At 70.8% G+C, this 19,090-nt stretch carries 20 protein-coding genes; 9 read left to right on the forward strand and 11 right to left on the reverse strand.

Features of this window, described 5'->3' with window-relative positions:
• Positions 1–14 precede the first annotated feature (14 nt).
• From ACZ6B1_RS09920 to ACZ6B1_RS09930, 3 genes are all read left to right on the forward strand, one after another.
• On the forward strand, positions 15–1,466 hold the full coding sequence (locus tag ACZ6B1_RS09920) for a glycine hydroxymethyltransferase (protein WP_468776579.1): 1,452 nt from the start codon (positions 15–17) through the stop codon (positions 1,464–1,466).
• Between the two features lie 271 nt (positions 1,467–1,737).
• Positions 1,738–2,751: a tryptophan--tRNA ligase gene (trpS, locus tag ACZ6B1_RS09925; RefSeq protein WP_468776581.1), complete on the forward strand. Its 1,014-nt coding sequence runs from the start codon at positions 1,738–1,740 to the stop codon at positions 2,749–2,751.
• Between the two features lie 147 nt (positions 2,752–2,898).
• A complete protein-coding gene (locus tag ACZ6B1_RS09930) occupies positions 2,899–3,477 on the forward strand; it encodes a 2'-5' RNA ligase family protein (protein WP_468776583.1) in 579 nt (192 codons plus the stop codon).
• 18 nt (positions 3,478–3,495) lie between these two features.
• On the opposite strand, the gene ACZ6B1_RS09935 is transcribed toward ACZ6B1_RS09930, so the two are convergent.
• On the reverse strand, positions 3,496–4,251 hold the full coding sequence (locus ACZ6B1_RS09935) for a decaprenylphospho-beta-D-erythro-pentofuranosid-2-ulose 2-reductase (protein ID WP_468776585.1): 756 nt from the start codon (positions 4,249–4,251) through the stop codon (positions 3,496–3,498).
• 143 nt (positions 4,252–4,394) lie between these two features.
• Between ACZ6B1_RS09935 and ACZ6B1_RS09940 the strand changes: the two genes are divergently transcribed.
• Positions 4,395–5,303: a YihY/virulence factor BrkB family protein gene (locus ACZ6B1_RS09940; RefSeq protein ID WP_468776586.1), complete on the forward strand. Its 909-nt coding sequence runs from the start codon at positions 4,395–4,397 to the stop codon at positions 5,301–5,303.
• Here ACZ6B1_RS09940 and ACZ6B1_RS09945 read toward each other — a convergent pair.
• Positions 5,251–6,483 carry a D-alanyl-D-alanine carboxypeptidase family protein gene (locus ACZ6B1_RS09945; RefSeq protein WP_468776588.1) on the reverse strand — a complete coding sequence of 411 codons (1,233 nt, stop codon included), beginning with the start codon at positions 6,481–6,483 and terminating at the stop codon, positions 5,251–5,253. The genes ACZ6B1_RS09940 and ACZ6B1_RS09945 overlap by 53 nt on opposite strands.
• Before the next feature lie 172 nt (positions 6,484–6,655).
• Between ACZ6B1_RS09945 and ACZ6B1_RS09950 the strand changes: the two genes are divergently transcribed.
• The 3 genes from ACZ6B1_RS09950 to ACZ6B1_RS09960 all read left to right on the forward strand — a co-directional run bounded on the left by ACZ6B1_RS09950 (position 6,656) and on the right by ACZ6B1_RS09960 (position 9,969).
• Positions 6,656–6,895 (forward strand): SCO4848 family membrane protein, encoded by a 240-nt coding sequence (locus ACZ6B1_RS09950; RefSeq protein WP_199213805.1) that lies wholly within the window; start codon positions 6,656–6,658, stop codon positions 6,893–6,895.
• Between the two features lie 16 nt (positions 6,896–6,911).
• A complete protein-coding gene (locus ACZ6B1_RS09955) occupies positions 6,912–8,186 on the forward strand; it encodes a metallophosphoesterase (protein ID WP_468776591.1) in 1,275 nt (424 codons plus the stop codon).
• 238 nt (positions 8,187–8,424) lie between these two features.
• Positions 8,425–9,969 carry an ABC transporter substrate-binding protein gene (locus ACZ6B1_RS09960; protein ID WP_468776593.1) on the forward strand — a complete coding sequence of 515 codons (1,545 nt, stop codon included), beginning with the start codon at positions 8,425–8,427 and terminating at the stop codon, positions 9,967–9,969.
• 18 nt (positions 9,970–9,987) lie between these two features.
• Here the strand turns inward: ACZ6B1_RS09960 and ACZ6B1_RS09965 are convergent, their stop codons facing one another.
• The 9 genes from ACZ6B1_RS09965 to ACZ6B1_RS10005 form a co-directional block, all read right to left on the reverse strand.
• Positions 9,988–10,761, reverse strand: a complete 774-nt coding sequence (locus ACZ6B1_RS09965; protein ID WP_468776595.1) for a TetR/AcrR family transcriptional regulator — start codon at positions 10,759–10,761, stop codon at positions 9,988–9,990.
• 9 nt (positions 10,762–10,770) lie between these two features.
• Positions 10,771–11,256 (reverse strand): thiol-disulfide oxidoreductase DCC family protein, encoded by a 486-nt coding sequence (locus tag ACZ6B1_RS09970; protein WP_468776597.1) that lies wholly within the window; start codon positions 11,254–11,256, stop codon positions 10,771–10,773.
• A gap of 5 nt (positions 11,257–11,261) precedes the next feature.
• Complete coding sequence (locus ACZ6B1_RS09975; protein WP_468776599.1) at positions 11,262–11,669, reverse strand: hypothetical protein; 408 nt, start codon at positions 11,667–11,669, stop codon at positions 11,262–11,264.
• A gap of 108 nt (positions 11,670–11,777) precedes the next feature.
• The gene (locus ACZ6B1_RS09980) at positions 11,778–12,188 is read right to left on the reverse strand and encodes a VOC family protein (RefSeq protein ID WP_468776602.1); all 411 of its coding nucleotides are present in this window, start codon (positions 12,186–12,188) and stop codon (positions 11,778–11,780) included.
• 138 nt (positions 12,189–12,326) lie between these two features.
• A complete protein-coding gene (locus ACZ6B1_RS09985) occupies positions 12,327–13,106 on the reverse strand; it encodes a succinate dehydrogenase iron-sulfur subunit (protein ID WP_359545208.1) in 780 nt (259 codons plus the stop codon).
• Entirely contained in the window at positions 13,106–14,860 is a 1,755-nt protein-coding gene (gene sdhA, locus ACZ6B1_RS09990; RefSeq protein WP_468776605.1) for a succinate dehydrogenase flavoprotein subunit, read from the reverse strand. Before sdhA ends, ACZ6B1_RS09985 begins: the two co-directional genes overlap by 1 nt.
• A gap of 19 nt (positions 14,861–14,879) precedes the next feature.
• Positions 14,880–15,362, reverse strand: a complete 483-nt coding sequence (locus ACZ6B1_RS09995) for a succinate dehydrogenase hydrophobic membrane anchor subunit (protein ID WP_392292043.1) — start codon at positions 15,360–15,362, stop codon at positions 14,880–14,882.
• A gap of 5 nt (positions 15,363–15,367) precedes the next feature.
• The gene (gene sdhC, locus ACZ6B1_RS10000) at positions 15,368–15,748 is read right to left on the reverse strand and encodes a succinate dehydrogenase, cytochrome b556 subunit (protein WP_358937993.1); all 381 of its coding nucleotides are present in this window, start codon (positions 15,746–15,748) and stop codon (positions 15,368–15,370) included.
• Positions 15,749–15,936: 188 nt separating this feature from the next.
• Positions 15,937–16,509, reverse strand: a complete 573-nt coding sequence (locus ACZ6B1_RS10005; RefSeq protein WP_468776607.1) for a 2-oxo-4-hydroxy-4-carboxy-5-ureidoimidazoline decarboxylase — start codon at positions 16,507–16,509, stop codon at positions 15,937–15,939.
• A gap of 259 nt (positions 16,510–16,768) precedes the next feature.
• Here ACZ6B1_RS10005 and ACZ6B1_RS10010 point away from each other — a divergent pair, with 259 nt between their 5' ends.
• Positions 16,769–18,289, forward strand: a complete 1,521-nt coding sequence (locus ACZ6B1_RS10010; protein WP_468777466.1) for a beta-N-acetylhexosaminidase — start codon at positions 16,769–16,771, stop codon at positions 18,287–18,289.
• A 62-nt stretch (positions 18,290–18,351) separates the two neighbouring features.
• Positions 18,352–19,020, forward strand: a complete 669-nt coding sequence (locus ACZ6B1_RS10015; RefSeq protein WP_468776609.1) for a DUF4328 domain-containing protein — start codon at positions 18,352–18,354, stop codon at positions 19,018–19,020.
• The last annotated feature ends 70 nt before the right edge of the window (positions 19,021–19,090 follow it).

Below are 19,090 nucleotides of genomic sequence, written 5' to 3' on the forward strand. Positions count from 1 at the left end.
GTCCGGAGGTCCCCATGCCAGAGCAGAAGTCCCTCTCCACCGAGTCCACGGCCTTCCGCGCCGCACTCGACGTCATCCGCACGGTCGAACCCCGGGTCGCCGACGCGATCGGCCAGGAGGTCACCGACCAGCGCGCGATGCTCAAGCTGATCGCCTCCGAGAACTACGCCTCCCCGGCCACCCTGCTGGCGATGGGCAACTGGTTCAGCGACAAGTACGCCGAGGGCACCGTCGGCCGCCGCTTCTACGCCGGCTGCCGCAACGTCGACACCGTCGAGTCGCTGGCCGCCGAGCACGCCCGCGAGCTGTTCGGCGCCCGGCACGCCTACGTCCAGCCGCACTCCGGCATCGACGCCAACCTCGTCGCCTTCTGGGCCGTCCTCGCCGCGCGGGTCGAGGTGCCGTTCCTGGAGAAGACCGGCGCCCGCCAAGTCAACGACCTCACCGAGGCCGACTGGGCCGAGCTGCGCCAGGCCTTCGGCAACCAGCGCATGCTCGGCATGTCCCTGGACGCCGGCGGCCACCTCACCCACGGCTTCCGCCCGAACATCTCCGGCAAGATGTTCGACCAGCGCTCCTACGGCACCGACCCGGCCACCGGTCTCATCGACTACGAGGCGCTGCGCGCCCAGGCCCGCGAGTTCAAGCCGCTGATCATCGTGGCCGGCTACTCCGCCTACCCGCGCCTGGTGAACTTCCGGATCATGCGGGAGATCGCCGACGAGGTCGGGGCGACCCTCATGGTCGACATGGCGCACTTCGCGGGCCTCGTCGCCGGCAAGGTCCTGACCGGCGACTTCGACCCGGTCCCGCACGCCCAGATCGTCACCACGACCACCCACAAGTCCCTGCGCGGTCCGCGCGGCGGCATGGTCCTGTGCGACGACTCCCTCAAGGACCAGGTCGACCGCGGCTGCCCGATGGTGCTCGGCGGCCCGCTGCCGCACGTGATGGCCGCCAAGGCCGTCGCCCTCGCCGAGGCCAGGCAGCCCTCCTTCCAGGACTACGCCCGGCGCATCGTCGACAACTCCCGCGCCCTGGCCGAGGGCCTGACACGCCGCGGCGCCACCCTGGTGACCGGCGGCACGGACAACCACCTCAACCTGATCGACGTGGCCGGCTCCTACGGCCTCACCGGCCGCCAGGCCGAGGCGGCCCTGCTGGACTCCGGCATCGTCACCAACCGCAACGCCATCCCGGCCGACCCGAACGGCGCCTGGTACACCTCCGGCATCCGCATCGGCACCCCCGCCCTGACCACCCGGGGCCTCGGCACCGCCGAGATGGACGAGGTCGCCGGCCTCATCGACCGGGTGCTCACCACCACCGAGCCCGGCACCACCAAGTCCGGCGCCCCCTCCAAGGCCCAGCACGTCCTCGACCCCAAGATCGCGGACGAGATCTCCCACCGGGCGACCGACCTGGTCGCGGGCTTCCCGCTGTACCCGGAGGTCGACCTCGGCTGACCCCCACGGGTCGGTCAGCTCCTGACGAGGCTCCCCGCGCGGTCCGGCCGGCCGCGGACGTCCCGCCACGCCCGGTGCCCGGGTGGCGGCGTGCGCCCCCGCGGCCGCCCTCATCCCGGGGTGGCCGCTCCCGCCGGCGCCATGGCCCCGGCGCGCCCATCGACGCCCGCTCCCGGGGCTCACCCTCCGCCACACCTCGCGGAACGGATCTCGCCCCACCTGTTCCCCACCCGTACCGGATCGCCACCCGTTACCTGAGAGAATGGTGAACATGGCCATTGACCGACCTCGCGTGCTCTCCGGAATCCAGCCCACCGCGGGCTCGTTCCACCTCGGCAACTACCTCGGTGCCGTCCGCCAGTGGGTGGCCCTGCAGGAGACCCACGACGCGTTCTACATGGTCGTCGACCTGCACGCGATCACCGTTCCGCAGGACCCGGCCCAGCTGCGGGCCAACACCCGGCTGGCCGCCGCGCAGTTGCTGGCCGCCGGTCTCGACCCGGACCGGTGCACCCTCTTCGTGCAGAGCCACGTTCCCGAGCACGCCCAGCTCGCCTGGGTCATGAACTGCCTCACCGGCTTCGGCGAGGCCTCGCGCATGACCCAGTTCAAGGACAAGTCCGCCAAGCAGGGCGCCGACCGTGCCTCGGTCGGCCTGTTCACGTACCCGGTCCTGCAGGTCGCGGACATCCTGCTGTACCAGGCCAACGAGGTGCCGGTCGGCGAGGACCAGCGCCAGCACATCGAGCTGACCCGCGACCTCGCCGAGCGGTTCAACGGGCGGTTCGGCCAGACCTTCACCGTCCCGAGGCCGTACATCCTCAAGGAGACGGCGAAGATCTACGACCTGCAGGACCCGACGGTCAAGATGAGCAAGTCGGCCTCCACCCCCAAGGGCCTGATCAACCTGCTCGACGAGCCGAGGGCGACGGCGAAGAAGGTCAAGAGCGCGGTCACCGACACCGACACGGTGATCCGCTACGACACCGAGAACAAGCCGGGCGTCTCCAACCTCCTCACCATCTTCTCGACCCTCACCGGCCGCTCGATCGACGAGCTCGAGGAGGACTACGAGGGCAAGATGTACGGCGCGCTCAAGACGGACCTCGCCGACGCCATGGTGGAGTTCGTGACGCCGTTCCGGGAGCGCACCCAGCAGTACCTGGAGGACCCCGAGACGCTCGACTCGGTCCTGGCCAAGGGCGCGGAGAAGGCGCGGGCCGTGGCCGCGGAGACGCTCGCGCAGGCGTACGACCGCGTGGGCTTCCTGCCGGCGAAGCACTGAGCGGCAGCGAGGCGCACGACCGCACGCACACCCGAGCGGGCGGAGCGCTGCACATCACTGCCGCCGCGCCTGCCCACGGGACACCCGTGGCCGTACAGTCGATAACCGACGGGTGAGAAGAAAACAGACACGACGAGGGGAGACGACGTGGGGACCGTAACGATCGGCGTGTCGATCGCGGTCCCGGAGCCTCACGGCAGCCTGCTCCAGGAGCGGCGCGCGGGCTTCGGCGACGCCGCGGCTCACGGCATCCCCTCGCATGTCACCCTGCTGCCGCCGACCGAGGTGGCCGAGGCCGACCTGCCGGTGGTGGACGCCCACCTGAGGGTGGTCGCGGCGGCCGGGCGGCCGTTCCCGATGAGGCTGTCCGGGACCGGGACCTTCCGGCCGCTGTCGCCGGTCGTCTACGTGCGCGTCGTCCAGGGCGCCGAGGACTGCTCCTGGCTGCAGCAGCGGGTCCGCGACGCCTCCGGGCCCGTGCCGCGCGAGCTGCAGTTCCCTTACCACCCGCACGTCACGGTCGCGCACGGCATCGACGAGGCGGCGATGGACCGCGCCTTCGCCGAGCTGGCCGGCTTCGAGGCCGAGTGGCCGTGCACCGGGTTCGCGCTGCACGAGCAGGGCGCCGACGGTGTGTGGCGCAAGCTCCGGGAGTACCCGTTCGGCGGATCCGTGGTGCCGCCGCAGGCGGGCCACATGGACCGCGGCACGATCGCCAGCCGGTAGCCGCCGCCTCCTCCTTCCTCAGAGGGGCAGTCTGCGGAACACCGTCCGCGGCGTGTGCCGTAGCACCGCCATCACCAGGCGCAGGAAGCCCGGCACCCACACCGTCTCCGAGCGGCGGCGCAGGCCCAGTTCGACGGCCGTGGCGACCGCCTCGGGGGTGGTGGCGAACGGCGCCCTGGGCAGGCCGGCCGTCCTGCGTGTGACGACGAAGCCGGGGCGTACGACCATGACGTGCACGCCGGTGCCGTACAGCGCGTCGCCGAGGCCCTGCGCGAAGGTGTCGAGCCCGGCCTTGCTGGAGCCGTAGATGAAGTCCACCCGGCGGGCGCGTTCGCCTGCGACGGAGGAGAGGACCACCAGCGAGCCGTGGCCCTGGGTCTGCAGCGCTCGGGCCGCCACCAGGCCCGCCGACACGGCTCCGGTGTAGTTGGTCTGCGCGACCTGGACGGCGCGCAGCGGGTCGCGTTCGTCGTGGGCCTGGTCGCCGAGGACGCCGAAGGCCAGCAGCACCAGGTCGATGTCGCCCTCGGCGAACACCTTGCCGAGGACCGGCTCGTGGGACTCGGGGTCGAGGGCGTCGAAGGCGAGGGTGTGGACGTCGGCGCCCAGCGCGCGCAGGCTCTCGGCCGCCTGCTCCAGACCGGGCGAGGGGCGGCCCGCCAGCCGGACGGTCCGGGCGCCGCGGGCGATCAGGCGGCGCACGGTGGCCAGCGCGATCTCGGAGGTGCCGCCGAGGACGAGCAGGGACCGGGGGAGGGGTTCGAGGTCGGGCATGCCGGTGACCGTATCGTCCATTTATGGGCGATCGACCGGAGAACATAACTCCGCTCGCCGGAACGGGTGATTAATGGGATGTCACTCAATAGTGTCGCTGTCACCCGCACATCGGGTCCTGGAGGCGCGGGCAGAGACGCACCATGGACTGGCTGAAGAAGCTCCCCGGGATCGGGCCGATCGTCGCCCGGCTGATGACCACGCACGCCTGGCGTTCCTACGAGCGGCTGGACCGGGTGAAGTGGACGCGCCTGGCCGCCGCGATGACCTTCGTCAGCTTCGTCGCGCTGTTCCCGCTGCTGACGCTGGCCGCCACCGTCGCCGCCGCCACCCTCAGCCAGTCGCAGCAGAGGAACGTGCAGGACAAGATCGCCGAGCAGATCCCCGGCATCTCCGACCAGCTCGACATCAACTCCCTGGTGGAGAACGCCGGCACCGTCGGGGTCATCGCCGGAGCCCTGCTGCTGTTCACCGGCATGGGCTGGGTCGGCCAGGTGCGCGACTGCCTGCGCGCGGTGTGGGAGCTGCCCGACAGCGAGGAGAACCCGTTCCTCGCCAAGGCCAAGGACGCGGGCGTCCTGGTCGGTCTCGGCGGCGCCGTCGTCGCCACCCTGGCCATCTCCACCGTGGCCTCGGCGATGGTGGGCCGGCTCAGCGACAGCCTCGGCCTCGACCGGGCGGGCTGGGGGCACGTGCTGCTGCAGATCATCGCGTTCGCCGTGGCCGTGCTCGCCGACTTCCTGCTGCTGCTCTACGTGCTGACGCTGCTTCCCGGAGTCGAACCCTCGCGCCGCCGCCTGCTGGTGGCCGCGCTCACCGGCGCCGTCGGCTTCGAACTGCTGAAGTTGCTGCTCAGCGGCTACATCCAGGGAGTCGCCTCGAAGAGCATGTACGGCGCGTTCGGCGTGCCCGTGGCCCTGCTGCTGTGGATCAACTTCACCGCGAAACTCGTCCTGTTCTGCGCCGCCTGGACGGCGACGCCGAGCAAGGACGCCGAGATCACGAACGCGTCCGACGGCGCATCAGATCCGGCAGCGGCCAACGGCGGTTGATCAGGAACACCCCGGCCCCGAGCAGCACCAGCAGCCCGCCGGCGACGGCCAGGGCGGTCCCGACGCCGGTGGAGCCGATCCCACCGGAGGCGCTCGCCACCGGCCGCGTGCCGGACCCGCCGGTCCGGTGCGCCGGCCCCGCGGAGGCGGTGGTGCCCGGCTGGGCGGTGGACCGCACGCTCCTCGGAGGGACCAGCTCGCCCACCGGCCGCACCTTTCCGGCCGCCTTGAAGCCCCAGTCGAACAGCTTCGCGGTCTCCTTGTAGACCTCGTTGTGCTCGCGCTTCTGCGGATTCATCACCGTGACCAGCAGCACCCTGCCGTCGCGTTCGGCGACGCCGGTGAAGGTGGCGCCCGCCTCCGTGGTGTTGCCGTTCTTCACCCCGGCGATGCCCGGATAGACGGGCACGTCCGTGTCACCGCTCAGCAGCCGGTTGGTGTTGCGGATCTCGCCGGACCCGAACTTCGCCGACACGGTGGAGCAGTACTCGCGGAAGTCCTTCTTCTGCAGCCCGGACCGGGCGAACAGCGTCAGGTCGTACGCCGACGACCGCTGCTCCGGCGCGTCGTATCCGTCCGGGCTGGCCACGTGCGTGTCCAGGGCCTGCAGTTCGTCGGCGTGGTCCTGCATGTCCGCGACGGTCCGCTCGACCCCGCCGTTCATCGCGGACAGCACGTGCACGGCGTCATTGCCCGAGCGCAGGAAGACCCCGAGCCACAGGTCGTGCACGGAGTAGGTCTGGCTCTCCTTTATCCCGACCACGCTCGAACCGGCGCCCATGCCCGCGAGGTCGGACGGGACCACCTTGTGCTCCATCGTCTTCGGGAGCCGGGGCAGCAGGGTGTCCGCGAACAGCATCTTCAGGGTGCTCGCCGGGGGCAGCGGCCAGTGCGCGTCGTGCGCGGCGAGGACCTCGCCGGACTCCGCGTCGGAGACGATCCAGGACCGCGCGGTGAGGTCCTCGGGGAGCACGGGCACGCCGGCCGCGAGGTTCACCTGGGTCCCGGGCCGCCCGAGCCGGGCGCCGCCCACCTGCGACATGGCCGCCGGGGGAGTGGCCGCCGGGCTCGTGGAGGGCGTGGGGGCGGCGAGCGCAGCGGGCGCGGCGGCGGAGAGGGACAGCAGCGTGGCGGAGGTGACCAGCAGGGATCGCCGGAGGGCCTTGTTGGGAGCGGGCACGGTCGGAAACGTACCTGCCATGGACAGCGAAGTCCCGCCCGGCACCCCACCCCGGCCGGGGAACGGAACCCCGGACAGCGATACTGAACGCATGCCGTGCTCATCCGGGGGACAGCCCCCGGACCCCCGGCCGGTCGCCCGGGCCCGGCGTCGTGTCGAAAGGTCAGTCTCCGTGAAACTCAGCCGCCCGGTCTCCTGGTTCCTGCTCGCCTTCGGGGTGTGGAGCTGGGTCATCTGGATCACTTTCGTCAAGAACCTGGCCGCGGACGGCAGCGGACTCGCCTTCGACGACGGCCACCCGACCGCGTACTTCTGGGTGCATCTGCTGCTGGCGATCGTCTCCTTCGTATTGGGGACGGTCATCGGGGTCATCGGGTTGCGCGGACTGCGCGCTCTGCGCCGGAAGTCATAGCGGGAGACACTGCAGCGTGGTCATCGTCCTCGTCCTCCTCGCGGCGGCCGTCCTGGCCGTGCTGGTGCTCGGGCACTGGTACGTGTGGCGCCGTCTGGTCCGCGACACCACCCGCGGCCCGGGCCCGGCCCGCCGCGCCGGCACGGCGGTGTTCGTCGCCGGCCCGCTGCTGATGGTCGGCGCCCTGGTCGCCGAACGCTCCGGCGCCCCCTTCTGGCTCCAGCGCACCCTCGCCTGGCCCGGCTTCCTGTGGATGGCGCTGGCGCTGTACCTGCTGGTGGCGGTGGTGGCCGGCGAGGTCGTACGGCCACTGACGGCACTGCTCCTGGCGCGTCGGGCGCGGACCACCGAGACCCCCGTACGGGAGCCGGAGACCGTGCCTGCGGCACCGCGGCCGGTGCCGGAGGAGCCGGACGTGCCGGACGAGCCGGAGCCCGCCGGGCGGGCGCCGCGCGGGACGAGCGCCCCCTCCCGGCGGCTGTTCGTCTCCCGGGTCGTGGGTGGGGCCGCCGCGGCCGCCGCCGTCGGAACCGTCGGCCACGGCACCTACGGCGTGCTGCGCGGGCCGCGGGTCAAGCGCGTCACGGTGCCGCTCACCCGGCTGCCGCGCGCAGCGCACGGGTTCCGGATCGCCGTCGTCAGCGACATCCACCTCGGGCCCGTCCTCGGCCGCGGCTTCGCGCAGCGGGTCGTCGACACCGTGAACGCCACCCAGCCCGACCTGATCGCGGTCGTCGGCGACCTGGTGGACGGCAGCGTGAAGGACCTCGGGCCGGCCGCCGCGCCGCTGGCCCGGCTCAGGGCACGGCACGGGGCGTACTTCGTCACCGGCAACCACGAGTACTTCTCCGGTGCCGAGCAGTGGGTCGCCGAGGTGCGCACCCTCGGCCTGCACCCGCTGGAGAACGCCCGCACCGAGCTGCCGTACTTCGACCTGGCCGGGGTGAACGACCTCCAGGGCGAGAGCGAGGGCCGGGGCCCGGACTTCGCGAAGGCGCTCGGGGACCGGGACCCGGCCCGCGCCTGTGTGCTGCTCGCCCACCAGCCGGTGCAGATCCACGAGGCGGTCCGGCACGGCGTCGACCTCCAGCTCTCCGGCCACACCCACGGCGGCCAGCTCTGGCCCGGCAACCTGATCGCGGCCGCCGCCAACCCCACCGTGGCCGGCCTCGAACGCTACGGCGACACGCAGTTGTACGTCAGCCGGGGCGCCGGTGCCTGGGGACCGCCCACCCGGGTCGACGCGCCCTCGGACGTGACCGTGATCGAGCTGGCCGCCACGCGCGCCTGACCCGCCCTGCGGCACCCGTGGCGGAAACCGCTTCCACCTCCCTGTGAAGAGGCTGTGGAATTCGGCCGAAACAACGCCTCGGTAAGTTCTCTCTCATTCGGGCCGATAGCTCTTCCCCCCGCTGAAACAGGTGTGATTAGGTGAGCCGCGCCACTAGGGGAGTGGCCATTTTTTTGTGCTGGGCCAGGGGTAGGGCCCTGGCAGGCCTGGGAGGGGCACCACCATGCGATCTGTTCGCATGCGCATTCTCGTGACGCTGCTCGTGCTCGCCGTCGTGGGAATCGGCGGTTGGCAGTTGCTGCCGTCGCAGGGAGACAAGAACCGGACGATCACCGTCGGCACGACCGACGCCGTCACCTCACTGGACCCGGCCGGCGCCTACGACGCCGGTTCCTGGGCCTTGTTCAGCAATGTCTTCCAGACTCTGCTGACCTTCGAGCCGGGCGGGGTCGAACCCGTCCCCGACGCGGCGAAGAGCTGCACCTTCGAGGGCGGCGGGCTGAAGACGTACCGGTGCTCGCTGCGTGACGACATCACCTTCCCGAGCGGCCGCAAGCTCACCGCCGCGGACGTGAAGTACTCCTTCGAGCGGGTCAAGAAGATCAACTCGGATGTCGGCCCGGCGTCCCTGTTCTCCACCCTCGGCTCGGTGACCGCCGACAGCACGACGACCGTCACCTTCCATCTGTCGTCCCCGGACGCCACCTTCCCGCTGAAGGTGGCCACCGGTGCCGGCTCGATCGTGGACAAGGACGCGTACCCGGCCAAGGCGCTGCGCACCGACACCGGTGTCGACGGCACCGGCCCGTACACGCTGACCTCGTACACCAAGGACCAGAAAGCCGTCCTCGCGCCCTACGGGAACTACCAGGGCTACCTCGGCGGCACCGGCCGCCCCATCGAGCTGCGCTACTACGCCAACTCCCAGAAGCTGCAGAGCGCCTGGCGGCACAAGCAGGTCGACGTCGCCACCCGGACGCTGCCGCCGCAGGTGCTGTCCGAGCTGAACCCGAGCGACCCCACCCAGCGCGTCACCGAGTCCGACAGCTCCGAGACCCGCAACCTCTACCTCAACACCCGCGCCGGCTCACCGCTGCACGACGCCCGGGTGCGCCGCGCCATGGCCTGGCTGGTCAACCGCGAGCAACTGGCCGCCAAGGTGTACGACGGCACGGTCGACCCGCTGTACTCGCTGATCCCGACCGGCATCATCGGCCACACCACGTCCTTCTTCGACACCTACCCGACGCAGAGCACCGCGAAGGCGCGGGAGCTGCTCACCCAGGCCGGGGTGACCCTGCCGGTGCGCTTCACCTTCGGCTACGGCAAGGGCCGGGGCGCGGGCGCGGAGGAGGCCGCGGAGCTGAAGCAGCAGCTCGAGAAGGGCGGCCTGTTCAAGGTGGACGTCCGCGGTTACGAGTGGACCGACTTCCAGAAGCGCTGGGCCGCCGGGAAGATGGACGCCTGGGCTGTCGGCTGGGTGGCCGACTACCCCGACCCGGACACCTTCGGCTCCCCGCTGGTCGGCACCGGCTCCACCATGAGCACCGGCTACAGCAACAAGGCCGTCGACGCCCTCATCCGCAACAGCCAGCAGTACGCCGACCGCTCGCGGGCCTCGAACGACTTCCGCGACATCCAGGGGGACGTGGCGGCCGACGTGCCGCTGATCCCGCTGTGGCAGCGCAAGGAGTACGTGGTCAGCACCGAGGACGTCGGCGGCGGCCAGTACCTCTCGGACGGCACGGGCGTGTTCCGCCTGTGGCGCCTGCAGTGGATCTGACGCCCCGCGGGTGAGGGGTCAGCCCTCGGGCCCCTCCTCGTCCGTGCGGGCGCCCTCGCGTGCGGCCCTGGCCGCCGGGTCCGGCAGTGCCCTCGTCATCCCCGGCAGGAAGTCCGTGAACAGCTCGTGGACCTCCAGCACCAGGGGGCGCAGCACCCGGAACCGGGCCAGGGCCACCCCGCGGGCGGTCAGCCGTGCCCCGCGCCGCGCGAGCCGGTAGCTGCGCTCGCGGCCCTCGGTCCGGTCGAAGATCCAGTACAGGACGAGACCCATCTGGGACAGCCACATCAGCTCCGGCAGCACGTCCCGCAGTTCCGGCGCCACCTTGGACTTCGAGCCGGCCAGCAGCTCCCGGTGGACGCTCATGGCCTGCTCCCGCGCGTGCTCGCTCTCCGGGGAGAACGGGCTGAGCGGGCTGTCGGGGTCGGCGGCGTTCTTGAAGAACTGGACCGCGAACTCGTGGTAGGGCCTGGCGATGTCCAGCCATGCGGTCAGCACACCCGCGAGCCGGGCCTCCAGATCGGTCTCCCGGTCCAGGACCTCCCGGACCGCCACCTGGTGCTCGGCGGCGATCCGGTCGTAGAAGCCCTGGATCAGGTGCTCCTTGCCCTCGAAGTAGTAGTAGGCGTTGCCGACGGAGACGCCGGCCTCCTTGGCGATGGCCCGCATGGTCGTCTTGTCGTAGCCGCGCTCCTGGAAGAGCCGCATCGCGGTCTCCAGGATGAGCGCGCGGGTCTGCTCGGACTTGGTCTGGGGGCCGGCCTCGTCGGGGCCTTCGTTCTTCGCGGGCACGACAGGAGCCTAACCAGTGGCGCAGGCGCCGCCGGCACAGGTCGCCGGGTTGTGGGTCCAGCCCGCGCGCGGGTCGTACGACCAACCGTCGGCCCGCGGGTACGCCTGGCCGCCCCACTGCGCGCCCCGCCACTTGGCGGCCGCCAGCACCGCGCCCCGGGCCAGCCTGGCCCCGGCCGGGGTGCTCAGCCGGTGGGCGAGCGGGCGGTGTTCGCGCAGCGCCCACAGGACGACGATCCAGGCGCGGGAGGCCTGGTAGACCTGCCCGGAGTCGCCGATCACGGTGACCTCCTCAAGGGTGGCTGCGTGGTCGAGCCCCGGGTAGCGCCGGCGGGCCTCGTCCGAGCCGGCCGGGACCAGCTCCAGCGGCACCAGCTTCGGCTGCCGTACGAGCCAGTCGCGCAGGTGCGTGCACAGGGCGCACTCGGCGTCGTAGAGGACGGTGAGCCCGCGGACCGGGACGGATGCGGCGCCCCGGTCCCACGCGGAGGTCACCGCGCTCACACCCCGGCCGTCGGCGGGATCCAGGCCTGCGGGGAGACCGGGGGCTGCTGCTCCTGCTCCATCAGCCCGCGCCGCCGGATCTTGTTGAGCACGTACACGTTGCCCAGGTGCATCACGCCGAGCACCAGCAGCACCACGCCGAGCTTGGCCGACAGGGCCTCGAAGATGCCCCGGGTGTCGTCTATGTCGCCGCTGTCGTGCAGGTACAGCGCCACGAAGCCGAGGTTGACCAGGTAGAAGCCCACCACCAGGAGGTGGTTGACGGCGTCGGCGAGCTTCTCGTTGCCGCGCAGCACGTCGGAGAGGAAGACCCGGCCGTTGCGGCTGAGCGTGCGGGCCACCCAGACGGTCAGCGCGATGCTGACCACCAGGTAGATGACGTAGGCGATGACGGTGCGGTCCATGCCCCACCCCTTCTTGAACGCGTTCAAAACGCTGACAGGGATGACTCTAGACCTGCTTTTGAACATGTTCAACTCAATGGGTGCGACGGATCGCGCCGGCTCCGCGCGTCAGCTCCGGCGGCCCAGCTCCGGGCGCTTGCTGTAGTCGGTGAACCCGAGGACGTTCCCCCACGGGTCGGCGATCTCGACGGTCCAGCCGGTGGCGCCAGGGAACGGCTCGTCGAGCGGCACGATCCCGGCGGCGGCCAGCTCCCGTGCCGCGGCCCGCGCGTCCGGCACCTCGAGCCACAGCCGCGGCGAGGGCCACGGCGGCGGCCGGTGCCCCAGCGCCTCATCGGCGCGCAACAGGATCCCGGGCATCTCGCCCCCGACCTTCAGCTGGGCGATGCCCGCCTCGTCGAGCCGGAACCCGACGGTGAACCCGGCCCGTTCGTAGAAGCCGACGGCCTCGCCGAGGTCGCCGACGGGAAACAGCGCGTTGTCGAACCCGAGCAGTTCGTACGACCCTTTGTCTGACATGTCGTCACATTAAGGCTCAAACCCGACCATACGCGAGAAGCCCCACCGGAGCGGATCCGGCGGGGCTCCTTCTCCCTCACGCCCGAGGGCCCCGTTCCCAGTGGGAACGGGGCCCTCGGAGGGGTACTTCGGACGACCTCAGTAGCGGCGCGTGATCAGCGCGCGCTTGACCTCCTGGATCGCCTTGGTGACCTCGATACCGCGCGGGCAGGCGTCCGTGCAGTTGAAGGTCGTACGGCAGCGCCACACGCCGTCGCGGTCGTTGAGGATCTCCAGGCGCTGCTCGCCCGCCTCGTCACGGCTGTCGAAGATGAAGCGGTGGGCGTTCACGATCGCGGCCGGGCCGAAGTACTGGCCGTCGTTCCAGAACACCGGGCAGGACGACGTGCACGCGGCGCAGAGGATGCACTTCGTGGTGTCGTCGAAGCGCTCGCGGTCCTCGGCGGACTGCAGACGCTCGCGCGTGGGCTCGTTCGTGTCCTTCGTGACGAGGAAGGGCATGACGTCCCGGTACGCCTGGAAGAACGGCTCCATGTCCACGACCAGGTCCTTCAGGACCGTGAGGCCCTTGATGGGCTCGACCGTGATCGGCTTCTCGGGGTTGATGTCCTTGATCAGCGTCTTGCACGCCAGGCGGTTCTTGCCGTTGATCCGCATGGCGTCGGAGCCGCAGATGCCGTGGGCGCAGGAACGGCGGAAGGTCAGGGTGCCGTCGATGTCCCACTTGATCTTGTGCAGACCGTCGAGGACGCGCTCCTTGGGGTCGATCTCCAGCTGGAAGTCTTCCCAGGTCGCCTCCGCCGAGACCTCCGGGTTGAAGCGGCGGATCCGGAAGGTGACGGTGATGTAGGGGGAGTCGGCGAAGCCGGGCTCGGGCTGGCCGGCCGCGTCCGCCTTGTCCAGAACAGGGGTAGCCATCAGTACTTACGCTCCATCGGCTGGTAGCGGGTCTGGACGACCGGCTTGTAGTCGAGACGGACGGTTTCCGAGCCGTCGGCGCCGACCTCGCGGTACGCCATGGTGTGCCGCATGAAGTTGACGTCGTCGCGGTTCGGGTAGTCCTCGCGGTAGTGACCGCCGCGGGACTCCTTGCGGGCGAGCGCCGAGACCGCCATGACCTCGGCCAGCTCGAGCAGGTTGCCCAGCTCGATCGCCTCGAGGAGGTCCGTGTTGAACCGCTTGCCCTTGTCCTGGATCGCCACGTTGTTGTAGCGCTCGCGCAGCTCGGCGATCTTCTCGACGGCCGTCTTGATCGTCTGCTCGGTGCGGAACACCATGACGTTGGCGTCCATGGTCTCCTGCAGCTCACGACGGATGGTGGCCACCCGCTCGTTTCCGGTGGAGTTGCGCAGCCGCTCGATCTGCTCGACGACGAGCGACTCCGGGTTCTCCGGCAGCTCGACGAAGTCGACCTTGGCGGAGTACTCGGCGGCGGCGATGCCCGCGCGGCGGCCGAACACGTTGATGTCCAGCAGCGAGTTGGTGCCCAGGCGGTTGGCGCCGTGCACCGACACGCAGGCCACCTCGCCGGCCGCGTAGAGGCCCGGGACGACAGTGGTGTTGTCCGCCAGGACCTCGCCCTCGACGTTCGTCGGGATGCCGCCCATGGCGTAGTGCGCGGTCGGCTGGATCGGGATCGGGTCCGTGTAGGGCTCGATGCCGAGGTACGTCCGCGCGAACTCGGTGATGTCCGGGAGCTTGGCGTCGAGCTGCTCCGGCGGCAGGTGGGTGAGGTCCAGGTAGACGTGGTCGCCCTCGGGACCGCAGCCGCGGCCCTCACGGATCTCCGTGTAGATGGAGCGGGAGACGACGTCACGGGACGCGAGGTCCTTCATGACCGGCGCGTACTTCTCCATGAAGCGCTCGCCGTCCTTGTTGCGGAGGATGCCGCCCTCGCCGCGCGCACCCTCGGTGAGGAGGATGCCCATGCGCCAGATGCCGGTCGGGTGGAACTGGAAGAACTCCATGTCCTCCAGCGGCAGGCCCCGGCGGTAGACGGCGGCCTGGCCGTCACCGGTGAGGGTGTGCGCGTTGGAGGTCACCCGGAAGAACTTGCCGGTGCCGCCGGAGGCGTAGATCACGGCCTTCGCCTGGAAGATGTGGATCTCGCCGGTCGCCAGCTCGTACGCCACCACGCCGGCCGACTTCTTGACGCCTTCGACCTCGGTGATGAGCTGGTCCAGGACGTAGAACTCGTTGAAGAACTCCACGCCCTCCTTGACGCAGTTCTGGTACAGCGTCTGGAGGATCATGTGGCCGGTGCGGTCCGCGGCGTAGCAGGACCGGCGGACCGGGGCCTCGCCGTGGTTGCGGGAGTGACCGCCGAAGCGGCGCTGGTCGATCGTCCCCTCGGGCGTCCGGTTGAACGGCAGGCCCATCTTCTCCAGGTCGAGGACGGCGTCGATGGCCTCCTTCGCCAGGATCTCCGCGGCGTCCTGGTCGACCAGGTAGTCACCGCCCTTGACCGTGTCGAAGGTGTGCCACTCCCAGTTGTCCTCCTCCACGTTGGCCAGCGCGGCGGCCATGCCGCCCTGCGCGGCGCCCGTGTGGGAGCGGGTGGGGTAGAGCTTGGTGAGGACCGCGGTGCGGCTGCGCTTCGTCGACTCGATGGCCGCGCGCATGCCGGCGCCGCCGGCGCCGACGATGACTGTGTCGTACTTGTGGATCTTCATGATTCTCGCAGCCCCGTGCCTAGCGGATGTTCGGGTCGAAGGTGAAGATCACCAGCGTGCCGAGCAGGATGGTGAACACCGTGGCGGTGTAGAGCAGAGCCTTCAGCCACAGCCGGGTGTTCGGGCGCTCGGCGTAGTCGTTGATGACCGTGCGCAGGCCGTTGGCGCCGTGCAGCATCGCGAGCCACAGCATCAGCAGGTCCCAGACCTGCCAGAACGGGGACGCCCAGCGGCCGGCCACGAAGGCGAAGCCGATCTTGGAGACGCCGCCGTCCAGGACGAGCTGGATCAGCAGGTGGCCGATGACCAGGACGACCAGCACGATGCCGGACAGGCGCATGAACAGCCAGGCGGCCAGCTCGAAGTTGCCCCGGGTGGACTTGGGGCTCTTCTTGGTCCGCCTGCGCGGCGCCTCGATCAGCGGGGCCGGGTTGTCGGCGGAGTACACCGGGGCGCCCTCGACGGGGCCGACTCCGGACGCGGGGGTTTCAGTCGTGGACATGAGTGTCAGCTCCCGAACAGGGCACGAACGGCGTGGCCGAGGACCGGGTAGAGCGCGCCGATCATCAGGACGATCCAGACGCCCATCACGGTCCAGAACATCTGCTTCTGGTAGCGCGGGCCCTTCGACCAGAAGTCGACGGCGATGACGCGCAGGCCGTTGAGCGCGTGGAAGAGGATGGCGGCGACGAGGCCGTATTCCAGCAGCGCGACGATCGGCGTCTTGTAGGTCGCCACGACCTTGTCGTAGGCCTCGGGGGAGACACGGACGAGTGCGGTGTCCAGCACATGCACGAACAGGAAGAAGAAGATGAGGACGCCGGTGACTCGGTGAGCCACCCAGGACCACATTCCTTCCCGTCCGCGGTACAGCGTTCCAGCCGGCACGGAAGAACCCTCCGGGAGCGGGGACTAGGGCCGCGCCGGCTTCACGGTCGGTCGGGCCCGGCCGGGTACGGTCCACCGGCCCTCAGCATCGTATCCATGCGGCGCGGCGAGGCTTACGGGGGGCCTACTTGTGTGATCAAAGTGGCACCGGACGGGCTAGGGGTGCGGCATTCGGGTGGTGCGTGCGGTCATATCCCGGAAGCGGGCGTGTTGTGGCTGGTCGCGCCGCTCGGCGGGCCCGCCGGGCTGTGGGGTGCCGGGCCCGCCAGGAACGCTGCGAGCCGGTACCTCGCCAGGCGCCGCAGCTCCTCCGCCGCCATGACCCGCTCCTCCTCCGGATCGTTCGCCAATCGTGACCGGATGCCCTCGAGGATGCGGTCGATGACCTCGTACGCCGGGGTGTCGCCCAGATAGATGACGAACGTGTGCCCGAATTTCGCCTCGTAGGCCGCGTGTGCCGCGCTCAGCGCCATGTGCGCCGCCTGGTAGGTGTCCTCCGGCAGCTCGGGCAGCGGCTCGCCCGCCAGGGCCCGGGCGAGATCGGCCGCGGGCAGGTCGTACGTCGCCTCGTCCGCCGCCGCCAGCAGGGCATCCAGGTCGGGGTAGGGGCGGTGTTCGGCGATGCGCCCGGACCAGCGCGGATTGCGCAGGCAGCGCAGCAGCATCGCACCCGCCTCGGCGGCGGGGGCGGCGTTGAAGGCGTCCAGCGGTGTAGGGAGGTACGGGAGACGGTGCGCAGGCAGCGTGGGTCCTCGCGTCACGGGTGGTGTGGCAGGGGATCTTGTGAAGGCTGTGTCGCTACGTTATCGAGAGTGGTCACAGTGTGTCCGACGGGTATCTGAATTTCACCCGTACGGAAGAGTTTCGGAACACCTCGATGGCGGATGACGGGCCGATCGGTCGTACGTTGGCTGGGTGACCCAGCACAGGCGCCGGGCGTCGGCGCAGCAGGTGAGGCGGAAGCGGGCGGTGGTGGCCGCGGCTTTCGCGGGAACCGTCGCGCTCGGTGTGGGCGTCGGCATGTGGGCCTCGGCGGACAGCGGCGGAAGACCGGCCGAGGACGTGGCGCAGGCCCCGTCGGGCCGGGCGCCGAGCAGTCCGTCGCCCAGCCGCTCGTATCCGCTCTCCCGGGCGCCGCGCACCATACCGGCGGTCAGCTCCCACACCGCGGCGCACGGCCCCGGCTGGCGCCCGAAGAAGGGCGAGCGGGTGGTGGTGAGCGATCCGTCGCTGGCCGACGAGGGCCGGCTGACGGCCGGTGAGCTGGGGCTGACGTACGCCGGCGAGAAGAACGACAAGCGGGCCGGGGACGTCCGGCTCACGCTGGGCAAGCGCGGCGGCAACCCGGAGTCGTACACCATGACCGTCCGCGACGGCCGGGTCGACATCAGCGGGCCGGCCGAGAGCGGCGTGTTCTACGGCACCCGCACCCTCAAGCAGGAGGTCCACGGCGGCGGTACGGCACCGGAGGGCGTCGTGCGCGACCAGCCCGCCAAGCCGGTGCGCGGCTTCAACCTGGACATAGCCCGCAAGCCGTACAGCGCGTCCTGGATCGAGGACCGGATACGCGAACTGGGCGACCTGAAGTACAACGAGCTCGGACTGCACTTCTCCGACGACCAGGCCTTCCGGATCGAGTCCAGCAGCCATCCCGAGATCGTCTCCAAGGACCACCTGACCAAGGCTCAGGTCAAGCGGATCGTGGACCTGGCGAAGAGCCGCCACATCACCGTGGTGCCCGAGATCGACTCACCGGGCCACCTCGGCGCCGTCATCGCCGCCCACCCCGACCTGCAGCTCCGCAATGCCAACGGGGTGGCCACGCGGGGTGCGATCGACATCTCCAAGGACGGCTCCGCGAAGATCGTCGACGACCTGCTGAACGAGTACGCCGGGGTCTTCCCGGGCAACCAGTGGCACCTCGGCGGTGACGAGTACCAGGCGCTGACGGTGTCGGACCCGCAGGCCTCCTACCCGCAGCTCGCGGCCGCCGCCCGGCGCAAGTACGGCTCCGGCGCGACCGTCGCCGACCTCGCCACCGGCTGGCTCAACGATCGCGCCGCCACCGTCCGCGCCCACCACCGGACCATGCGGGCCTGGAACGACGGCTTCTTCCGGAACACCACCGTGCGGCCCGCGGGGGACCTCCAGGTCGCCTACTGGACCGGCAAGGAGATCGGCGCCCGGCAACCGGTGGAGTACCTGCGCGACGGCCGCAAGGTCCTCAACTACAACGACGAGTTCATGTACTACGTCCTCGGCCAGCCGCAGACCTTCGTCTACCCGACCGGGCAGCGGATCTACGAGCAGTGGAACCCGCGCGTGCTGCGCGGCACCACCGCCGTCCCGTCGAGCTACGACGGGCAGATCCCCGGCGGCTCGTTCGCCGTGTGGAGCGACATCCCGGGCGCCCAGACCGAGGCGCAGGTCGCCGCCGGCATCCGGATGCCGCTGCGGGCCACCGTGCAGAAGCTGTGGGACCCGGGGAAGCCGGCGCTGTCCTGGGCCGAGTTCAAGGCGCTGGCCGACCGGCTGGGCTGAGCGGCCGCCGGGCAGGATATCTTCCGGGTGCCGCATCACACGGGGACACGGGGGTCTTGATCATGTCCGCAGCGCGCCTGCGCTCACCGCTGGGCCTGGGCCGGGCCACCGTCGCCCTGCTCTGGCTGGTCGTCGCCGCCGACCTGTTCGCCATGTGGGCCGGCGTGCAGCAGATCCACGTCGCCGGCGAGATCCTCAACGGCATCAACGACGACGCCGCGATCCGCCGCGGCGAGCGGGCCGAGCTCCTGTACGACCTGTCCGGCATCGCCCAGGCCCTCACGCTGCTCGCGACGGCGGTCGTGTTCCTGTGCTGGTTCCACCGCGTGCGGGTCAACGCGGAGGTCTTCGACCCCTCCAGGCACACCAGGGCGCGCGGCTGGGCGATCTGGGGCTGGTTCTGCCCGGTCGTGAACCTGTGGTTCCCCCGCCGCGTCACCCTCGACGTCTGGGACGCCAGCGCGTCCTGGGCCGACCGGCCCGGCCACGGTCTGGTCAACTCCTGGTGGACCCTGTGGATCGTCGCGCTCTTCGCCGACCGGGCGGCGGAGTGGCGGCACGACACGGCCCGAGGGGTGGTGGGCTGGCGGAGCGCCCTCCGCCAGATGCTGGTCGCCGACGCCCTCGACGCAGCGGCCGCCGTCCTCGCCGTGCTGGTCGTCCTCAAGCTGACCCGCATGCAGCGGGACAGGGCCCTCGCCGGTCCCGTCTTCGTCCCGGCTCTTGGCTGAAAAGCTTCGGCTGTGACACCCTCGGCCCGTTGCACGCAGTAAGGGGAAGTGCGGGCTCCGTAAAGGCGGC

It is taken from the genome of Streptomyces sp. NPDC041129 (assembly GCF_055592265.1).